Genomic DNA, 18067 nt, shown 5'->3' with positions numbered 1-18067 from the left:
TCTGGCGGCCGCCGGCGACGGAGCTCGGGTGATCATCTTTTGGAATGATCCCGCCGGCGCCCTGTCTCGCATGTCTTCAACGCCGTTAACCACGGCAGCGTCGTCTGCTTCGTCCATCTCCGGACCGGCACCTGGACCCACCCGACGCCGTAGCACTGGTTCGAGACCCTACGCACCAATTGATGGCCCGGCCGTGGTCGTCGAAAACACCGGGGAGACATGACTACTGGGCAGGGCTGTCTCTACGGCGACCAAAGCATTCGGCTACGCGCTGGCCATCCAGCTCTACTGGCCCCATTTCACTGACGGCGGTACGACTGACGGCCGGTGACACAACCTGGCGTTGGCACCGCACACATTTTGCTGGCCCGCGCCGCGACTGTGAGCCACCACACCGGTGCGTTGCCCGGCAGGACCGGCAGAGCACTACGACGGCCCGCCACTACCCGCGATGCCTCGGCGATTGACCGGCCCGTCCCGGTCAATCGTCGAGGAGCCAGCATTCGGCTGGAGCGATGTGGTCGGCAGGGATCTCCGCCGTGACTTCACGTCCCTGGTCGTCGTCGTACTGGACGTACCCCACCCAGCCGCCGGGCTCGTGGGATCTGCCGATCAGCCAACCCCGCCGCCAGCGGCCATCAACCAACACCGTCACATGGCTGGGGAGCGGCAACTTGGTGACCGTCCTTGGATCCACCTTGTGATGACTGGACTGCATACCCGTAACGTCAGGATCGGTCATGGCGGTGCCCTTCCGCGGCTCCGGTACCCACCTCCGAAACAGCCCCGCCGGTGCTCCATACCCGGCCGCCGTTGAATCACGCGCACGGCTTTGCTCACTTGCCTGACCTCCAGATCGGCCAGGTGGCCTGGCCAGCGTCCGCGCCGCGTCACAGCTGTCTGGTCCCGCTGTGGTTCGGGTGCACCAGCTCGTCGAGGATGAAGCCGCGCTCGTGCGAGCGTTTGGTTAAGTGCAGCTCCACCGTGATAGGCGGATCGTCGGGTAGCGACCGGTGCGCGGCGCCCGTTTCGACCGCCGCGACGCTTGTAGTAGCGCAGCGCCTCCGGATCAGTCCGGCCTAGCTGACGAGCTGCGCGTACGCATGTATCCATCGTGAACCCCGGTCCCAGCTACGGAGTCAAGTCACGGGACGACCGAAGCAGGGCCGGTGATGATGTCGATGAAGTGAGGTCTTCGTCGGGGGTGCGTTGCTGCTTGCTGTTGGTGTAGGCGGCAGCTTGGAGGGTGACACTTCGGCATAGTGACCTCCCGCGGCCATCAGTTCGTCGGGGCCGCCGTGGTCGACGATCTGGCCGTCGCGCGTTACGCAGAGGCGGTCCGCAGCTCGCACGATGGAGTAGCGGTATGAGATGAGCAGCACAGCGCGGCCGGCATCGCCATCACCGGACCCCTGATCGACGCCAGATCTCAACTCACCTCCCAATAGACCGACAGTCCGTCGCACACCACCCCACCAAGCGCGGAAGATCTGCGGGGTAAGTCAGGTTTAGGCGAGCGTCGAGCAACAGTGGAGCCGGGTCGGCAGCGGCCGGCTCACCGGTCGCAGGATCTCGTCGCCTGTTCTGGCGCGCCTGAACGAAGCCGCCCTACGACCAGGCCAACACCCATACTTCTGCTATGGCGCAGCTTGTCGTTGAGATTCACGTTCCGCTCGTTTCTACGGGGGCACCAGTCGGCACCACCTGGCCGAGGAGCTCAGCGGACATCCCGGACGACTTCGATTGTCCATGGATCTTTGAGGTCGATGAGTACCTCGCCGAGCGCGCAGAAGAGGGTGGAATCGAGGTACATGACGAGGGCGAAGAATTCGGCGACGCGTACCTCTACTTCATTACCGGCGCCAGCGAAGAGGCCCTTCTCGCCGTGGCCGCGGACGTGGCGGCACTCCCCGGCGTTCCGCGGGGCGTCTTCGCGATCGTCACTGATGACGAGGCCGGGGAGATGGGCGTCGGGCGACGCGTTCCGCTCACCTAGGGACTAACCCGACTAGTAAGAGACACGCTGCGGCGGCGCCCGCGGTTCGGTATCGGATTAGATCCTCTCTATCCGAATCGCTCGCGCGATCCGAATAGCTCACGCGCTCGCCGCTAGGCGTGCTCGGCCTCAGAGCGGTGAACGTAATGGCTTGACGTGACGAGAACCCTCCGGTCGAAGTCTGGCCGGACAGTTGACACGTAGCTGTCAACTTAAGACTGTGGACGACCGGCGACGACCATAGGTGGAACAGATGTCCCAGCCGAGCCTCAGAGATGCCCTCTTCGCCTGGGCCAACAGCAATGCAGAACTGACGGGCCGGATCAAAGAACTCGCCCTGGCAGAGTCCAACGATGAAGACCCGACAGCGCCGACCCGCCAAGCCGCTCTCGCCGCCACCGCCGACGCGATCCGTACGGTTCGAACCACCCAGTCTGAGGTCACCCGAACCTACCGAGACCTGCACGGAGAGATACCGCCCGAACTCGACGCGGGCCCGGCCATGTGAGACAAGCGCCACGATGAAATTGGGACGACTTACGGGGCGGGATTCAACGGCAATGACCGGAGCCGGGCGGCAGCGACGAGCGACCACCACGCCGCCGATGCCCTCCAAATAAAGGGCTTCCGAGCGACAAGGCGCATCGTCGAGTAGATCAGCCCGATTATCAGCGGGTTCGGGTTCGACGCTTGACGTGAGTCTCGGCTCGCCGATCAACCCCCGAGTCTTCGATAGGCTGCGACCGTCGCGACTGCTAACCCGAAGTCTCGAGGCCTCAAACGTTGATCTCGGTCTGTGTTTCTGGGCCGAGGGGGCAGAGGTGGCGTTTGCGAAGGATCAGTGGACGAAGGCTGTCACTCAACCCGATGGGAAGGTGACTCGAGAGCGGAACGAGAAGCGGTGGGGGCGGGGGAAGCGGTGGTTGGGGGTTTGGACTGATCCGAACGGGGACGAGCGGTCGAAGGCGTTCGACACGAAAGTTGAGGCGCTTCGGTACGCCACGGGGAAGGAGACGGATCGGGATCGGGGTGACTATCTCGATCCGAACGCAGGCAAGGTGCGGCTCGAGGAGATCTGGCCGCGGTGGCTGAAGTCCCGGACGATCGATCCGGCCAGTGAGATCCACTACGAGTCGAAGTGGCGGCTGCACGTCGAGCCCACGTTCGGTCGGCGGATGGTCAAGAGCATCTTGCCGTCGGAGGTTGGGGTTTGGTTGACCGAGCTCATGTGCGCCTACGGACCGTCGACGGCCAGAAGCGCGTTCCTGGTGCTCAACGGTTGTTTTGAACTCGCGGTCGCTGATGAGCTCATCAAGCGCAACCCGGGTCAGTCGAAGATCGTCAAGAAGCCGAGCAGGCAGTTCTCCAAGGTCGTTGCCTGGTCGGACGACACGGTGGAGCGCATCGTCGAGGCCCATCCTGAGCGGTTCAGGCTGCTTCCGACGATCGGATCGGCGTCCGGCCTTCGTCAGGGCGAGATGTTCGGGCTGTCGGTAGACGACTTCGACTTCGGCTTGATGCTGATCAGAGTTCGGCGCCAGGTGAAGCGACTCGGGAAGAAGTTCGTCTACGCGCTGCCCAAGAGCGACAAGGAACGTTTCGTACCGATGTCGCCGGTGCTGGCGCAGGCAGTCAAGAGCCACATCGAGCGCTTCGGAGCGACCACCGTCTCGTTGCCGTGGGAGCGGCTGGACGGGGAAGTCCAAGAGCATGACCTGATCTTCTGCTGGCCAGACGGCAGACACCTCCAGGCGCGTCTGTACGACGAGCTCGTGTGGAAGCCTGCACTCGCCGCAGCCGGCGTGATCCCGCCGCCGTACAAGGACAGCCGCGGGCGTAAACGGTTCAAGACCGACCGGACGACCGGTCTGCACGCGTTACGCCACTACTTCGCCAGCATCACCCTGGCGGACGGCGTCAACATCAAGGAGCTCTCCGAGTACCTCGGGCACCACGACCCAGGGTTCACGCTGCAGATGTACACGCATATGCTCCCGTCGTCCTACGACCGCGCCCGGCAGGCAGTCGACCGGCGTCTTGAGCGACTTGCTCGACGGCTGACGGAGCAGTCACGGAGCAGGACGGAAATCGGCCCGGATCCAGAGGACCTCCATCACGGTCCGGGATTGGTCTGAGCGGAGAGGCAGCACTCGCAAAACCCTGCAAACCAAGGCTACTTCAGCTCGGCTGAGGTCTTCCCGAGGAGCCTGCGGGCCACGATCAGTTGTTGGATCTGTTGGGTGCCTTCGAAGATGTCGAGGATCTTGGAGTCTCGGGCCCATTTTTCGAGCAGGTGGTGTTCGGAGTAGCCGAGGGTGCCGGCGAGTTCGACGCAGCGCAGGGTGATGTCGTTGGCGGTGCGGCCGGCCTTGGCTTTGGCCATGGAGGCCTGGAGGGAGTTGGGTTGGCCGTTGTCGGCCATCCAGGCGGCCTGCAGGGTCAGCAGGTAGGCGGATTCCCAGTCCGATTCCATCGCCAGGTACGACGCCGCCGCGGCCGGCTGGAGGTGGACGGGCCGGTCGTAGTCGACCTCGACACCGGCTTCTGCCAGCAAGTCCCGGGTGAGCTCCAGCGAGGCCCGGGCCACGCCGACTGCCATCGCGGCGACCAGCGGACGGGTGTTGTCGAAGGTCTGCATGACGCCGGCGAAGCCTTTGTCCGTGTCGATCTCGGGCGAACCCAGCAGGTTCGCGGCCGGCACCCGGCAGTTTTCGAACCGGATCGTGGCGGTGTCGGACGCACGGATGCCGAGCTTGTGGTCGAGCCGCTCGACCGTCATCCCGGGGGTTCCCTTCGGTACGACGAACGACTTGATCGCGGCCCGGCCGAGTGACGTGTCCAGTGTCGCCCACACCACGACCGCGTCGCAGCGACCGCCCGCGGTGACGAAGATCTTCTCGCCGTCGATGACGTAGTCGTCGCCGTCGCGCCGCGCCGTCGTCCGGATGTTCGCCGAGTCGGATCCGCAGCCGGGCTCGGTGATCGCCATCCCGGCCCACAGCCCCTCGAACCGCCGCAGCTGCTCGTCCGACGCCACCGACGCGATCGCCGAGTTCCCGAGACCCTGCCGGGGCATCGACAACAGCAGCCCGACATCACCCCAGCACATCTCGATGATCGACAGCACCGACGACAGGTTGGACCCGTTCTTCACCGATCCGGAGTCGGCCGAGTCGTCAGTACGCCGTACGCCGGAGGCACCGGCACCCGAACCGGTGCCCGAGGCACCCAATCCGTCGACCATCGCGGCCAGCATGTCCAGCTCGACCGGATAGGCGTGCTCGGCCAGGTCGTACTTGCGCGAGTTCGGCCGCAGCATCTCCGCCGCGACCTGGTGCGCCTGGTTGACGAACGCCCGGAACTTGCGGGGGACCTCGAGGTTGATCATCAGACCAGCACCGCGCCTTCCATCACGCCGATGGCCCGCAGGTCGCGGTACCAGCGCTCCACCGGATGCTCCTTCACGAACCCGTGTCCGCCGAGCAGCTGGACGCCGTCGGTGCCGATCTGCATGCCCTTGTCGGTGCACAGCCGCCGCGCCAGCGCGACCTCGCGGGCGAACGGAAGTCCTTGTTCCGCCCGCGACCCGGCCCGGTAGGTGACCAGGCGCATACCTTCCAGCTCGATCCCGATGTTCGCGACCATGAAGGCCACCGACTGCCGGTGACTGATCGGCTCACCGAACGCGGTCCGTTCGTTCACGTACGGCGTGACGTAGTCGAGCACGGCCTTCGCCGTACCGAGGGACAACGCGCACCACCCGAGCCGGGACAGCCGCACGCACTCGGCGTAGTCGTCGAGCGTGCCCAGCTGGACGGCCGGCACGTCCTCGAGGATCACCCGGCTCAGCGACGCGGCGCGCAGACCCATCGAGGGCTCGGCCTCGATCGTCACGCCGGGATGCTCGGACTCGACCAGGAACAACGCCGGCCCCTGGTCCTCCAGTTGGGCCGCGATCACGAACAGCTCGGCCTCGGCGCCTCGCGGGACCAGCGACTTCACGCCGTTCAGGAGATGGCCGGTTCGTTGCCGCGTCGCCCTGGTCTTCAGGTCGAAGGGGTCGAACAGCGGCCGCGGTTCGAGGATCGCCAACGCGGCCGCCGGCACCGCGCCGGCGGTGAACGCGGGCAGGTACGTCGCCTGCTGCGTCTCGTCACCCCACAACGAGATCGCCGTACTCACCGCCGCCGGCGCCAGGCACGCGACCGCCTGTCCGAGGTCACCGTGCGCCATCGCCTCGGCAACCAGTACGCCGGTCATCGCGGAGCGCTCGGTGACGATGCCGCCCAGCTCCTCCGGGACCTCGATCAGACTCAAGCCGAGTTCGGCGGACTGCCCGAGCACCTTGGGGTCGGTCGCGCAGGCCGTGTCCGCGTCGGCCGCGGCCGGACGCAGTACCTCGGCGGCGAACTCCTTCACGACCTCGACCACCGTCTGCTGGTCCTCGGTCGGCGTCAGGTCGAACCGTCCGGTCCCCTTCGCCGCGGGCAGTCGCGCCGGTGTGGCGAGCTTCGGTGCCAGTTTGGCGGCGGCGGCGAAACTCCGGGTCAGCGCGCCGGCCGTCCGGAAACCGGTCTTGGTCGCCTCGAACACGACCCGCTCGGTGGGTTTCCGCAGGCCGAGCCGGTCGATCGCCCGCGAGTTCGCCAGCCGGTTGAGCAGCGCCACACCGACCCCGATCGCGTCCCGCCGGCCCTTGGTCCGTTCCTGGAGGCTCATACCCGCTACTGTAAACCGAAGTTACAACCCAGGTCACGTGATAGAGACCACTACCATCCCAACCATGGCTTCGGACGACAGAACGCAGGCCCTCGCCGACCGGCTCCTCCGGAACGCCGGCGCGGCCCTGGAGCTCTACACGATCTATCTCGGCGAACGACTCGGCCTGTACCAGGCGCTCGTGGACCGCGGTCCCGCCACCGAGTCGGAGCTGGCCGAACACACCGGCGTCGCCCGGCGTTACCTGCGGGAATGGCTCGAGCACCACGCGGCCAGTGGACTGATCGACGTCGACGACACCTCGGCCGAACCCGAGGTACGGCGCTACAGCCTGCCGTCCGAGCACGTCCCGGTCCTGGCCGACCCCGACGACGTCCGGTACCAGGCCCACCAGGGCGTCGAGATCGCCCGCGCCGGGCGACGTCTGCCCGAGCTGGTCGAGGCCTTCAGGACCGGCGGCGCGCCGCCTCCGCTTCCCTGGGAACCGGAAGGCCGGGCCGAGTGGAACCGGCCGCTCTTCCTGAATTTGCTGGCGAAACACTGGCTGCCCGCGATCCCGGAGATCGATCGCCGGCTCCGGGCGAACCCACCGGCCCGGGTCGCCGACGTGGCCTGCGGCACCGGCTGGGCGACGATCGCCATCGCGCAGGCCTATCCGCAGGTCGCGGTGGACGGGTTCGATCTCGACGAGGACGCTGTCGTCGCGGCGCGGGAGCATGCCGAGGAGGCCGGTCTGACCGATCGGGTGAGCTTCGCCGTCGCGGACGCGGCGAAGCTGCCACAGACTCGCGGCTACGACCTCGTGACGATCATCGAGGCGGTGCACGACATGTCGCGCCCGGTGGAGGTGTTGCGAGCCGTCCGGGCGATGCTGGCCGAGGGCGGAACCGTCCTGGTCGCCGACGAACTCGTCGCGGACGAGTTCACCGCTCCGGCCCCCGAGACCGAGCGATACCACTACAGCTGGAGCGTCCTGTCCTGCCTTCCCGACGCGATGGGCGACCCGCAGACTGCGGCGACCGGAGCGGTGATGCGCCCGTCCACTCTGCGTCGTTACGCCATCGAGGCAGGCTTCCGCGAGCTGGAGACCCTGTCGATCCCCCACGACTACCTACGCTTCTACCGCCTGATGCCTTAGTTCAGCTGCCGGTTCGCTGCGAGATGGCGGCGGCTTTGGTGGTCAGGTAGCGCTGTTCAGGGAGGCTCGTGGTGCGGCGGGCGGCGGCCAGGTAGTGCTCGTGGGCCTTGGCGAGGTCGCCGGCGCGTTCGAACAGGTGGGCGCGCACGGCGTCCAGGCGGTGGGTCTCGGTGAGGTTCTTGTCGTCGTCGAGGGTGGCGAGCAGGTCGAGACCGGCCTCGGGTCCTTCCACCTGGGCGAGGGCGATCGCGCGGTTCAGCGTGACCATCGGGTTCGGCGCGAGCTTCTCGAGCAGCACGTACAGACCGAGGATCTGGCGCCAATCGGTGTCCTCGGCGCTCGGTGCCTCCGCGTGGATCGCCGCGATCGCCGCCTGGAGCTGGTACGGCCCGACCTCACCCCGGGGCAAGGTCCGCAGGATCAGCGCGGCGCCTTCCTCGATCTGCCGGCGATCCCACAGGGTCCGGTCCTGCTCGTCGATCGGGACCAGTCCGCCGTCGGCCGTCGTACGCGCCGCGCGACGGGAATCCGTCAGCAGCATCAACGCCAGCAGGCCCCCGACCTCGCCGTCGTCAGGCAGCAGGTCGTGCAGCATCCGGGTCAGCCGGATCGCTTCGGCGGTGAGCTCGATCCGCTGCAACTCCGCACCGGAGCTGGCCGTGTACCCCTCGTTGAAGATCAGGTACAGCACCTGCAGCACGACGCGCAGCCGGTCCGCCCGCTCCTCCTCCGGCGGCATCACGAACCGGCTCCCGGCCGCCTTGATGCTCTTCTTCGCCCGGCTGATCCGCGGCGCCATCGTTGCCTCCGGCACCATGAACGCCCGCGCGATCTCCGCCGTCGTCAGACCGCCGACCGCGCGCAACGTCAGCGCGACCTGCGAGGCCGGCGTGACCGCGGGATGGCAGCACAGGAACAGCAACGTGAGCGTGTCGTCGGAGTCCGGCGTCGCGTCCGCGTCGGCGCCCGGGGCAACCAGTTCCTCCGGCCCGGCCATCGCGGCGACCGAGTCCTCACGCCGCCGCCGGGCGTTCTCGCTACGGAACTGATCGGTCAGCCGCCGGGTCGCGACCGTGATCAACCACCCCCGCGGATTGGCCGGTACGCCGTCCACCGGCCACTGCGTCGCAGCCGCCAGCAAGGCTTCCTGTACGGCGTCCTCACACAGGTCGAACTGCCCGTACCGCCGCGCCAGGAACCCCAGCACCTGCGGCGCCAACTCCCGCAGCGTCCCCTCCACGCTCACTCCGTCATCCACACGCACCCCTCCACCCTAGGCCTCCCCCGGTCAGGCGTAGGACCAGCCGGACCAGCCGTCCGCGCGGACGACAATTACCGGCCCGCGCGGCGGATCATCGTCGTACTGCGGATACTTCGCGCGCAGCAACTCGACCGCGGCCGGCAGCTCGGGCAGCACCCGCGCGACTCCGTCGACCCGAACCCACCACAGATGCGTCCAGTCCTCGTCGTACTCGTCGACCAGGATCGCCACCCGCTCGTTCTCCGCGATGTTCCGCACCCGCTTCAGCGCGGTGGTGGTCTTCGGCTTCTGGTCGATCCCGACGAACACCTCGTCCGCGTGCACCGCATACGTCACCGGTACGACGTGCGGCCGCAGGTCGGCCCCGACGGTCGCCAGCCGCCCCACGCGCGCCGCCGCGACGCGCGCCCTGCAGTCGGCTTCGTCGAGTCGCACGTCAGCGTTGCAGGTGCCGGAGCGCCGCGGTCGGGAGAGCCCGGGTCAGTGGGCCGATGACAGAGGCGTCGCGGAGCGCGGTGCGGGCGGCCAGGTGACCGCAGGCACCGTGGACGCCGCCGCCGGGGTGGATCGCCGCGCTGCCGAGGTAGAGGCCGGAGACGAAGGTGCGCGGGCTGCCGAGTCCGATGGTCGGGCGGAACACCAGCTGTTGCTGGAGTTGCATCGTGCCGCCGCCGACCGCGCCGAGACCGAGGGACGCGTTGCCGGACTCGAGGTCGGTCGGCCGTTGCACGTCACGGTCGATGATCAGCTCGGTGAAACCGGGGGCGTGCCGCTCGATCGCCCGCTCCATCCGATGGGCCAGCCGCACCGCGGACTCGTCGTCCCCGATGCCGCGCGGCAGATGTGAGTACGCCCAGACCGCCTCGGTCCCTTCCGGCGAGCGGCTCGGGTCGGACTTGGTGGTCTGCCCGATCAGCATGAACGGCTGCGACGGCATCCGGCCGGTGTCGAGATCGGCGGACAGGTGGACCAGGTCGTCCGCGGTCCCGCCCAGGTGGACGACGCCGGCGGACCGCGCCTCGGCCGCGAGCCACGGGATCGGGCCGTTCAGCCGGAAGTTCACCTTGACCGTCGGGTAGTCCCACTGGAACCGCTCGTCCAGGTCCCGCCGCAGCCCGGCCGGAATCGTCGCACTCGGCAACAGCTTGGTGTAGAGGTCCGGGGCGGACACGTCGGCGACCACCGAGCGCTTCACCACGACCGTCTCACCGGAGGCCGTCCGTACGCCGGTCACGCGTCCGGACGACACCTCGATCGCGGTCACCGGCGTCCCGGAGACGAGCAGGGCGCCGGCGCGCTCGGCGCGGCTGACCAGAGCAGCCGACAGCCCGCCGGAGCCACCGGCCACCACCGGGAACCCGACGTCCTGCGCGAGCATGACCAGCAGCCACCCCATGGTGCCGCTCACGCTGCCGGACAGCGGCACGTCGGCGTGCAGCGCGTTGCCGGCGATCAACGCCGGGCCGCGCGGACCTTCGAACAGTTCCTGTCCCATCCGGTGCATCGGCATCGCCATGAACCGCGCGAACCGCAGCAACTCCCCGACCGAACCCAGCTTCCGCGCCAGCTTGACCCCCGGCACGATCGGCGGCCAGGTCGTCAGCAGCGCCTTCAGCAGCGGCTCGCGGATGTGGACGTACTGCTCGTAGAGCCGCAACCAGGCCTCGCCGTCACCGGGGTGGTCCGCGCCGATCGACTTCGCGGTGTCCTCGGGGTCCGGATGGATCGCGACCGCGCCACCGTCGGGGTCGATCAGGTGGGCGATCGGGAGCGGGGCGTAGGCCCATTTCAGGCCCTGCTTCTCCAGTTCCAGCGCGCGCAGCACCGGTGACGCCACGCCGAGGGGGTAGTTCGAACTGAAACGATCACTGATCCAGCCGTCACTCTCGGTCGACCGGACCGCACCGCCGAGGACCTCCGCGGCCTCCAGCACCAGCACGTCCCAGCCCGCGTCGGCGAGAGTGATGGCGCTCACCAGCCCGTTCGGCCCCGACCCGATCACCACGGCATCAACACTGCGCGGCAGCATGCCTACGACCTTAGGGCATGCCGCCCGATCCCGTGCAGTCGCGAGCAGGTGCCGCGCAACACGCAAGGGATCGGGTGGCATCCCTAACTCTGCCGGGCCTCTATCTGCCGCATGAGGGTGCTCACTTCCCTGGCGCGCCCCACCATCGCGGGGTCGACCATACGGCCGTCCGGGAGGACGATGACGCCGCCCTCGGACACCCCGGCCTTCTCGACGGCCGCGAGCAGAGCCTCGGCTTCGGCGACCTGTACGGCGGTCGGGGTGAAGCACTCGACGATCGTCGGGAGTTGCCTCGGGTGGATCGCCGTCCGTCCGACGAAGCCGAGCGCGCGGCCCTCCAGACTCGTCCGCCGCAGCCCTTCGACGTCGTTCACGTGCGGATAGACCGACATCATCGGCGCGCCCAAGCCGGCGGCTCGCGACGCCGACACCAGCCGGCCGCGGGCCCACGCCAGTCCGGCCGGGCCGTCCACCCCGAGTGAACTCGCCAGGTCCGCCTCCCCCAGCGCGACCGCGACGACCCGCGGATCCGCCGACGCGATCTCGAACGCCCTCTCCAGCCCGAGCGGTGACTCGATCAGCGCGGTGATCCTTGCCGACGGCACCTTCTCGAGGACGGCGTGCACATCGGCCGTGCTCTCCACCTTCGGCAGCCGGATCCGGATCCGGGGTAGGGCGGCGACCGCGGCCAGGTCGTCCTCGATCCACGGCGTGCCGGGGGCGTTGACCCGAACCTCCACCGGACCCGAGGCGTTCGCGGCGATCCACGCCACCGCCCAGCCGCGCGCGTCCGCCTTGTCGTCGACGCCTACCGCGTCCTCAAGGTCGAACACGACCAGGTCGGGGCCCGCGGCGACTGCCTTCGCGAACCGGTCCGGCCGGTTCGCCGGAACATACAGCGCGGTCAGCATTCAGACCACGCCGGCTTCGCGCAGCGCCGCCAGCTGCTCGGCCGTCACGCCGATCTCCGCGAGCACCTGGTCGGTGTCCGCGCCGTGCGGCCGGCCGGCCCAGCGGATCGATCCCGGCGTCTCCGACAGCCGGAACAACACGTTCTGCATCTGCACCGGTCCCCCCAGCTCCTCGTCGTCCACGGCGACGATCGTGTGCAGAGCGGCGTACTGCGGGTCGGTCATGATCCCGCGGATGTCGTGCACCGGCCCGACCGCCGCCTCCGCCTTCTCGAACGCCGCCATCACCTCGTCGAGCGACCGCTCCGCGATCCACGACCCAACCGCGTCGTCGAGTTCGTCGGCGTGCTCGGCCCGCTCACGACCGGTCCGGAACCACGGCTGCTCGACCAGGTCCGGCCGGCCGACCAGGGTCATCACCCGCTCGGCGATGCTCTGCGAACTCGTCGACACCGCGACCCACCGGCCGTCGGCGGTCTTGTAGACGTTGCGCGGCGCGTTGTTCGACGAGCGGTTCCCCAGCCGCGGCTGCACGTAACCGGTCTGCTGGTACGCCGTGATGCCACCGCCGAGCATCATCAGGATCGGCTCGATGATCGCCATGTCGATCACCTGGCCCTGGCCGGACCGATCCCGTTCGCGCAGCGCGACCATCACGGCGTACGCCGTCGCCAGCGCGGTGATCCCGTCGGCCAGCCCGAACGGCGGCAGCGTGGGCGGGCCGTCCGGCTCACCGGTCACGGCGGCGAAGCCGCTCATCGCCTCGGCCAGTGACCCGAACCCGGGCCGCCTCGACCACGGACCCACCTGCCCGAAGGCGGTCACCCGGGCGATCACCAGCCGCGGATTCGCCTCGAGCAGGACGTCCGGACCGAGCCCCCATCGCTCCAGCGTCCCCGGCCGGAAGTTCTCGATCAGTACGTCGTTCTGCCGCACCAACTCCAGGAAGACGTCGCCGCCGCGGGACAGGTCGAGGGTCGCGAGCCGCTTGTTCCGGCCGAGCGTCTTGAACCACAGGCCGACGCCGTCCTTCGAGGCACCGTGCGTCCGGGCCGCGTCGGGCCGGGCCGGGTGCTCGATCTTCGTGACGTCGGCGCCGAAGTCACCCAGGAAGGTCGCCGCCAGCGGTCCCGCGAACAGGGTCGCCGCCTCCAGCACCTTCACGCCGTCGAGTGGAGCAGTCCTCATCCCGCAATCCTGAAACCGATGGTCTCGGCGCGATCGAGACCACCTCCGGTCAGCACCAGCTTGAAACTCACGTCCGGGTCCTTCGGTCCGCCGTCGGCGTACCAGTCCGAGCCCTCGGCAACATGATGCGACCCGCCCTTGAGGATGCAGAAGCGGCTGCGGCCGTCGCGGTGCTCGCTTTCGGTCAGGTTCCACACCAGCGGCTCGGCCCGGGTGAATCCGTCCAGCTCGGCGGCGACCTGCCACTCGTCCTCGGTCGGCAACCGCCCGCCGCGCCAGGCCGCGTACGCGCGCGCATCCGGCAGGTCGACGTACGTCACCGGCTGGTCCTCGGTCCCGGGGACGGGCGCACCGTCGGCCCAGTGCGCGAGGAACCGGTTCGCCACGCGCGGCCGGTAGCCGGTCGCGGCGAGGAACTCGGCGTACTGCGCGTTGGTCACCTCGGACACCGCGACCGAGATCCCCGGCAGGCTCACCGACCGGGTGATGGTCTGGATGTCGTGCAGCCGTGGCGGCAGCGGCTTCCACTCCTCCACGTACGGCGCCTGGTCGTACAGCCCGGTCTCCCGCCGCCGGTATCGCACGACCAACTCCCGCTCCCCCGCCGGTACGTCGACCGCCGGGCCGATCTCGGCGTCACCGGAAACGGCCGGCACCTCGACCCGCCGGGCCGGTGCGGCGGGGAACGCGGAGTCCTTGACGTGGGGTCGCGGCATCGTGCCGAGTCGCCGCGCCGTCGCCCGGCAACTCGCGCCGGCGGTCGCGCCGACCCGGACGATCCCGGCCACACCACGCCCCGGCACGACCAGGTGAACCCCGTCGTCGTCCGCGGTGATCGGCACCCCGGACGTCACGTCGTACCAGTCCCCGACCTGGTCCTCCGAACGCAGCACGATGCCCTCGAAGTCCTCCTCGTCGCGGTTGATCAGCGTCCAGAAGGTGATGTCGGCCAGGTCCCACCGCGAACCGTAGACGCCGTGGTCACGGGCCTTGTCCGGGACCTCGGGGGTCAGCTGGATCCAGTCGCCGTTGATCAGCACCGGCGCGAACGCGCGCTGCGCGGCGACCATCCGGCGCAGCGTTGCACGGTCCCGCGCGTTCCAGCCGACCCACGACGAGAAGACCGACTCCCACACCAGCATGCCGACGCCGTTCACCCAGGCGGACTGCAGTTCGTCGCTGTGGTCGCGGTTCCAGCGGCGGGTGTGGTGCATCATGTGCCGGCGCTCGAACAGGTGCGCCCGCAGCACGCCGGGCGCCCTGGTGTCGGCGAACCACTGCGCCCAGGACAGCGCGTGGTCGCCGACCCTTGCCAGCGGCAACCGTGACTCGCCCTCGAGCGCGATCGCCGGGTTCGCCTGGTGCAGCGCGCGTGTGAAGGCCGGGTCGCCTTCCTTCAGCGTGTCCAGGAAGACGCCGTCGACGGCGTAGTCGGTGACCAGGGCGGCGAACTCGTCGGCGTCGGACCGCGCGGTCCGACGCGTGCCCACATCCCACGGGTTGTAGTCGAAGAACACCTTCAGGCCGAGCCGGTGCAGGTCGTCGACCAGTTCCCGCAGGTTCGGTACGTCGCGGTAGAAGTCGAACTGGTTGCGCGAGTCGATCCCGATCACCGGGTACGCGTGCCACAGCACCACCGCGTCGTACCCGCCGAACTCGTCGACCCCGTGCCGGACGAACTTCTCCGGGGTGAACCTCCCGGTCTCCACGTCGTACAGCAGGTCGTCCCAGAGCCAGATGAGCGCCACCGAGTACGCCGTCTGGGTCCACTCCCGGCCGGGGACCTCGTAGTGCGAGCCGTCGTACGGCGTCCGGTCGTACGCACCGATCAGCCACTCGGCGAGCTTGCCGCGCCACCGCGGCAGGTCGGCCGGATCCTCCGGCGCACCGAGGATCTTGGCGTCGTCGAGGTACGACAGATCACGCCGCAGGCCGAGATCCACCGTGGCGGGCAGATCGATGGGCCGCGGCTCGAGCGGATTCACAGGTACACCTCCGCATAACGCGCGTCGATTGCATCCCCGTGAGGCACCGAGGGAATCGCCCCCGCGGCCTGAACACTCAATGAAGCAGCAACGTTAGCGCGTCGGACCGCATTCGTCAGGTCGCTCGGCGTGATCGCGTCGACAGCTGACACGGCAGACAATGCTGCCGCCAGCACCCCGCAGAACGTGTCGCCCGCGGCCGTGGTGTCGACCACGTCGACCGGTACGCCGGGAACGACGATCTCGTCGTGCCCGCGGGTCAGGATCACGGCTCCGGCACCGCCGAGCGTGACCACCGCGGCCGGCACGCGCTTCAGCAGCGCGGACCGGTCGGCGCCGGCGATCACCTCGGCCTCGGTCTCGTTCACCACCAGCAGGTCGACGTGCGCGAGCAACTCGTCGGACAGCTCGGCCGCCGGAGCCGCATTGAGAATGAAGTACGAACTCGCCGCGGCCGCCGCCTGGACGGTGCCGAACGGGATCTCCAGTTGGGAAAGCACAATTTTCGCTCTCCCGACGGCCTCGACCGCGTCCGCGGACAGGGTGAGCTCGCCGTTGGCACCCGGCGCGACCACGATCGAGTTCTCGCCGGACTCGTCGACGGTGATGATCGCCGTACCGGTCGGAGTGCCGGCCGAGGACGAGACCAGGGAGAGGTCGACGCCGGAGCCGGACAGCGCGTCGCGCAGGAGTTCACCGGCGTCGTCCACGCCGAGTGAGGCAACGATTGCACTTCGTGCACCGGCGCGCGCCGACGCGACCGCCTGATTGGCTCCCTTACCGCCCGGACCGCGGCTCATCACCCCCGCGAGCACGGTTTCGCCGGGGCGCGGGATCCGCTGGACCGGGAGCACCAGGTCCACGTTCGCACTGCCCACGACGACAACGTCAGGGACGACATCAGGCTCCACCCCGGGCCACCTCCACAGTCCTTGCTGCCAGTTCGTCGATCGCGATCTGGTTCATCCCCGGCAGGCTCGTGGCCACCCGGTTCTTCAGTGGTGCAGACCACTCTGCCGGAACCCCGCGGACGGCACCAAACACCGCACCGACCGTGGCGCCGACCGAGTCGGTGTCCCACCCGCCCATCACCGCGCGACCGATCGCGTCGGCGAAGCTCGGAGCGGTCAGAGCGTACGCGGTCAGCGCCGTGTTGTTCACCGCGTGCACCCAGTGCAGGTCGCCGTACTCCGTGTGCAAGGCATCGAGCGCCTCGTCCAGCCCGGTGTCCGCGAGGGCGAGTCCGAACCGAACCGCTTGTGCGATTGCGCCGTCGGCCGCGACCACCTCGAGCCCGGCGACGGCCACCTCGCGCGGATCGTCCAGGATCATCGCTGCCGCTGACATCGCGGCGACCCAGAGCGCGCCGTCGACACCTGCCCCGGTGTGACTCAACCGCGCGTCGACGAGCGCCAGCCGGGCGGCCGCCGTACGGTCGCCCGGATGCGCCCAGCCGTACGCGTCGGTGCGGATCTGCGCGCCGATCCACTCGCGGAACGGGTTGCCGACCACCGCCGCACGGGACGGCTCGACGCCTTCGAGGAGATTGCGGTAGGCAACACGTTCGGCGGTGAACACGCGGCCGGCGGGCAGGTCGCTCAGCCACGCCTGTGCGACGTCCTCGGTGGTCAGCGCCGAGCCGTGCCGCTCGAGCAACTGCAGCGCGAGGATCGCGAAGTTGAGGTCGTCGTCCTCGGGCATGCCGTCGATGTTCTCGCGCAGGCTGGTCGGCTCGGACCGCCGGTTCCACGGCCAGCGCTTCCGCACCTCGTCCGGTACGCCGGCCGCGGTGATGTACTGCGTCAGCGGCCACTGGCCCGACGTCTGCAGGATCTCCCGGATGCCCTCGCGCGGGATCTTCTCCACCGGCTTGCCGAGCAGGTTCCCGGCGGCCCGCCCGAGCCAGGCGTTCAGCGTCCGCTGCTCGAGATCTCCGGCCGGCCGCACCGGCGGAAGCTCCGGGATCCCCGGCTCCCGCCACTCCCCCGCCCGCGCGTCCAGCTCCGCGATCAGCTCGCGGGCGAGGGACCGCAGCTCTGGTGAGGCAGGTTCGTCCGAGGCTCCCGAGGCCGGGGCGTCCGTCGTACCACCGGCTTCCCGCCAGCGCGCCTCGACGTCGGCGACGTCCACACCCTCGGCGCGCGACTGGATCAGTTGGTGTGGCAGCAGATCCTCCGGCTGCACCCAGGTCAGTCTCATCCGGGTCCTTCCTTCCCTTGTTGCAGCAGGCGAAACGCGTCCCTGGAACCTCGTGTCGCACGCGCCCGATACTCCGTCACATGCCCACCCGCCGCAGCTTCCTCACCGCGACCGGCGCCGCCGCCGCTCTCGCGCTCACCGGCAACCTCCCTGAACTTGGTCCCACAGGAATACCGCAGCGCACCGACAATCGGCCGTTGTTCACCCTGGGCGTCGCATCGGGCGACCCGATGCCGGAGGCCGTGGTGATCTGGACTCGCCTCGCACCGGGACCGCTGGAGCCGTTCGGCGGGATGGACGACCGCATGGTGAAGGTCGACTGGGAGGTCGCCGAGGACGAGTCGTTCCGCCGAGTGGTACGACGCGGCACGGCGCATGCCCGTCCCGAGTACGCACACACCGTGCACGTCGACGTCCGCGGCCTGCGTCCGTGGCGGCACTACTTCTACCGCTTCCGCGCCAACGGTCAGATCAGCCCGGTCGGCCGTACGCGAACAGCGCCCGCGCCGACCGAGCAGCCCGCGCTGACGATCGCGGTCGCGTCGTGTCAAGCAAGTGACGCAGTACGCGTTGTCATCCGGGATTCCAACGACCACGGGTACTCCCGGATCGTCGAACTCGAGGCCTACAGCACGTGACAT

Annotated in this window: 16 protein-coding genes; 5 read left to right on the top strand and 11 right to left on the bottom strand. The window is 69.0% G+C overall.

Annotated features, from left to right (window positions below; genetic code table 11):
• Window positions 1-481 precede the first annotated feature (481 nt).
• On the bottom strand, window positions 482-742 hold the full coding sequence (locus ACYVOK_RS12270) for a hypothetical protein (protein ID WP_460662469.1): 261 nt from the start codon (window positions 740-742) through the stop codon (window positions 482-484).
• Between the two features lie 897 nt (window positions 743-1639).
• Here ACYVOK_RS12270 and ACYVOK_RS12265 point away from each other — a divergent pair.
• The 3 genes from ACYVOK_RS12265 to ACYVOK_RS12255 all read left to right on the top strand — a co-directional run bounded on the left by ACYVOK_RS12265 (window position 1640) and on the right by ACYVOK_RS12255 (window position 4131).
• Window positions 1640-1996, top strand: a complete 357-nt coding sequence (locus ACYVOK_RS12265) for a hypothetical protein (protein WP_460662468.1) — start codon at window positions 1640-1642, stop codon at window positions 1994-1996.
• Window positions 1997-2249: 253 nt separating this feature from the next.
• Complete coding sequence (locus ACYVOK_RS12260; RefSeq protein WP_460662467.1) at window positions 2250-2504, top strand: hypothetical protein; 255 nt, start codon at window positions 2250-2252, stop codon at window positions 2502-2504.
• A 187-nt stretch (window positions 2505-2691) separates the two neighbouring features.
• Window positions 2692-4131 carry a tyrosine-type recombinase/integrase gene (locus ACYVOK_RS12255; protein WP_460662466.1) on the top strand — a complete coding sequence of 480 codons (1440 nt, stop codon included), beginning with the start codon at window positions 2692-2694 and terminating at the stop codon, window positions 4129-4131.
• Between the two features lie 38 nt (window positions 4132-4169).
• Here the strand turns inward: ACYVOK_RS12255 and ACYVOK_RS12250 are convergent, their stop codons facing one another.
• Both ACYVOK_RS12250 and ACYVOK_RS12245 read right to left on the bottom strand, forming a co-directional pair.
• Window positions 4170-5384, bottom strand: a complete 1215-nt coding sequence (locus ACYVOK_RS12250) for an acyl-CoA dehydrogenase family protein (protein WP_460662465.1) — start codon at window positions 5382-5384, stop codon at window positions 4170-4172.
• The gene (locus tag ACYVOK_RS12245; protein ID WP_460662464.1) at window positions 5384-6715 is read right to left on the bottom strand and encodes an acyl-CoA dehydrogenase family protein; all 1332 of its coding nucleotides are present in this window, start codon (window positions 6713-6715) and stop codon (window positions 5384-5386) included. The genes ACYVOK_RS12250 and ACYVOK_RS12245 overlap by 1 nt, the downstream gene beginning before the upstream one ends.
• 64 nt (window positions 6716-6779) lie before the next feature.
• Between ACYVOK_RS12245 and ACYVOK_RS12240 the strand changes: the two genes are divergently transcribed.
• Window positions 6780-7853, top strand: a complete 1074-nt coding sequence (locus ACYVOK_RS12240) for a methyltransferase domain-containing protein (RefSeq protein ID WP_460662463.1) — start codon at window positions 6780-6782, stop codon at window positions 7851-7853.
• Window position 7854: 1 nt separating this feature from the next.
• Here ACYVOK_RS12240 and ACYVOK_RS12235 read toward each other — a convergent pair whose 3' ends face one another.
• From ACYVOK_RS12235 to ACYVOK_RS12200, 8 genes are all read right to left on the bottom strand, one after another.
• A complete protein-coding gene (locus tag ACYVOK_RS12235) occupies window positions 7855-9117 on the bottom strand; it encodes an RNA polymerase sigma factor (RefSeq protein ID WP_460662462.1) in 1263 nt (420 codons plus the stop codon).
• A gap of 24 nt (window positions 9118-9141) precedes the next feature.
• A complete protein-coding gene (locus tag ACYVOK_RS12230; RefSeq protein ID WP_460662461.1) occupies window positions 9142-9549 on the bottom strand; it encodes a TIGR03668 family PPOX class F420-dependent oxidoreductase in 408 nt (135 codons plus the stop codon).
• A 1-nt stretch (window position 9550) separates the two neighbouring features.
• Complete coding sequence (locus ACYVOK_RS12225; protein ID WP_460662460.1) at window positions 9551-11143, bottom strand: phytoene desaturase family protein; 1593 nt, start codon at window positions 11141-11143, stop codon at window positions 9551-9553.
• Between the two features lie 83 nt (window positions 11144-11226).
• Window positions 11227-12054, bottom strand: a complete 828-nt coding sequence (locus ACYVOK_RS12220) for an HpcH/HpaI aldolase/citrate lyase family protein (RefSeq protein ID WP_460662459.1) — start codon at window positions 12052-12054, stop codon at window positions 11227-11229.
• Window positions 12055-13242, bottom strand: coding sequence for a CaiB/BaiF CoA transferase family protein (locus ACYVOK_RS12215; protein ID WP_460662458.1), 1188 nt, complete (start codon window positions 13240-13242; stop codon window positions 12055-12057). It abuts the gene before it with no gap.
• Window positions 13239-15227, bottom strand: coding sequence for an SUMF1/EgtB/PvdO family nonheme iron enzyme (locus ACYVOK_RS12210; protein WP_460662457.1), 1989 nt, complete (start codon window positions 15225-15227; stop codon window positions 13239-13241). Before ACYVOK_RS12210 ends, ACYVOK_RS12215 begins: the two co-directional genes overlap by 4 nt.
• A complete protein-coding gene (locus ACYVOK_RS12205; protein WP_460662456.1) occupies window positions 15224-16138 on the bottom strand; it encodes a ribokinase in 915 nt (304 codons plus the stop codon). The genes ACYVOK_RS12210 and ACYVOK_RS12205 overlap by 4 nt, the downstream gene beginning before the upstream one ends.
• Window positions 16128-17426, bottom strand: coding sequence for an ADP-ribosylglycohydrolase family protein (locus ACYVOK_RS12200; RefSeq protein ID WP_460662455.1), 1299 nt, complete (start codon window positions 17424-17426; stop codon window positions 16128-16130). The genes ACYVOK_RS12205 and ACYVOK_RS12200 overlap by 11 nt, the downstream gene beginning before the upstream one ends.
• Window positions 17427-17506: 80 nt before the next feature.
• Here ACYVOK_RS12200 and ACYVOK_RS12195 point away from each other — a divergent pair, with 80 nt between their 5' ends.
• Window positions 17507-18064 (top strand): alkaline phosphatase D family protein, encoded by a 558-nt coding sequence (locus ACYVOK_RS12195; protein ID WP_460662454.1) that lies wholly within the window; start codon window positions 17507-17509, stop codon window positions 18062-18064.
• The last annotated feature ends 3 nt before the right edge of the window (window positions 18065-18067 follow it).

Source organism: Kribbella swartbergensis, assembly GCF_054784135.1.
The sequence above is the reverse complement of the archived record's forward strand: the minus strand, read 5'-3'. Positions and strand labels throughout refer to the sequence as shown.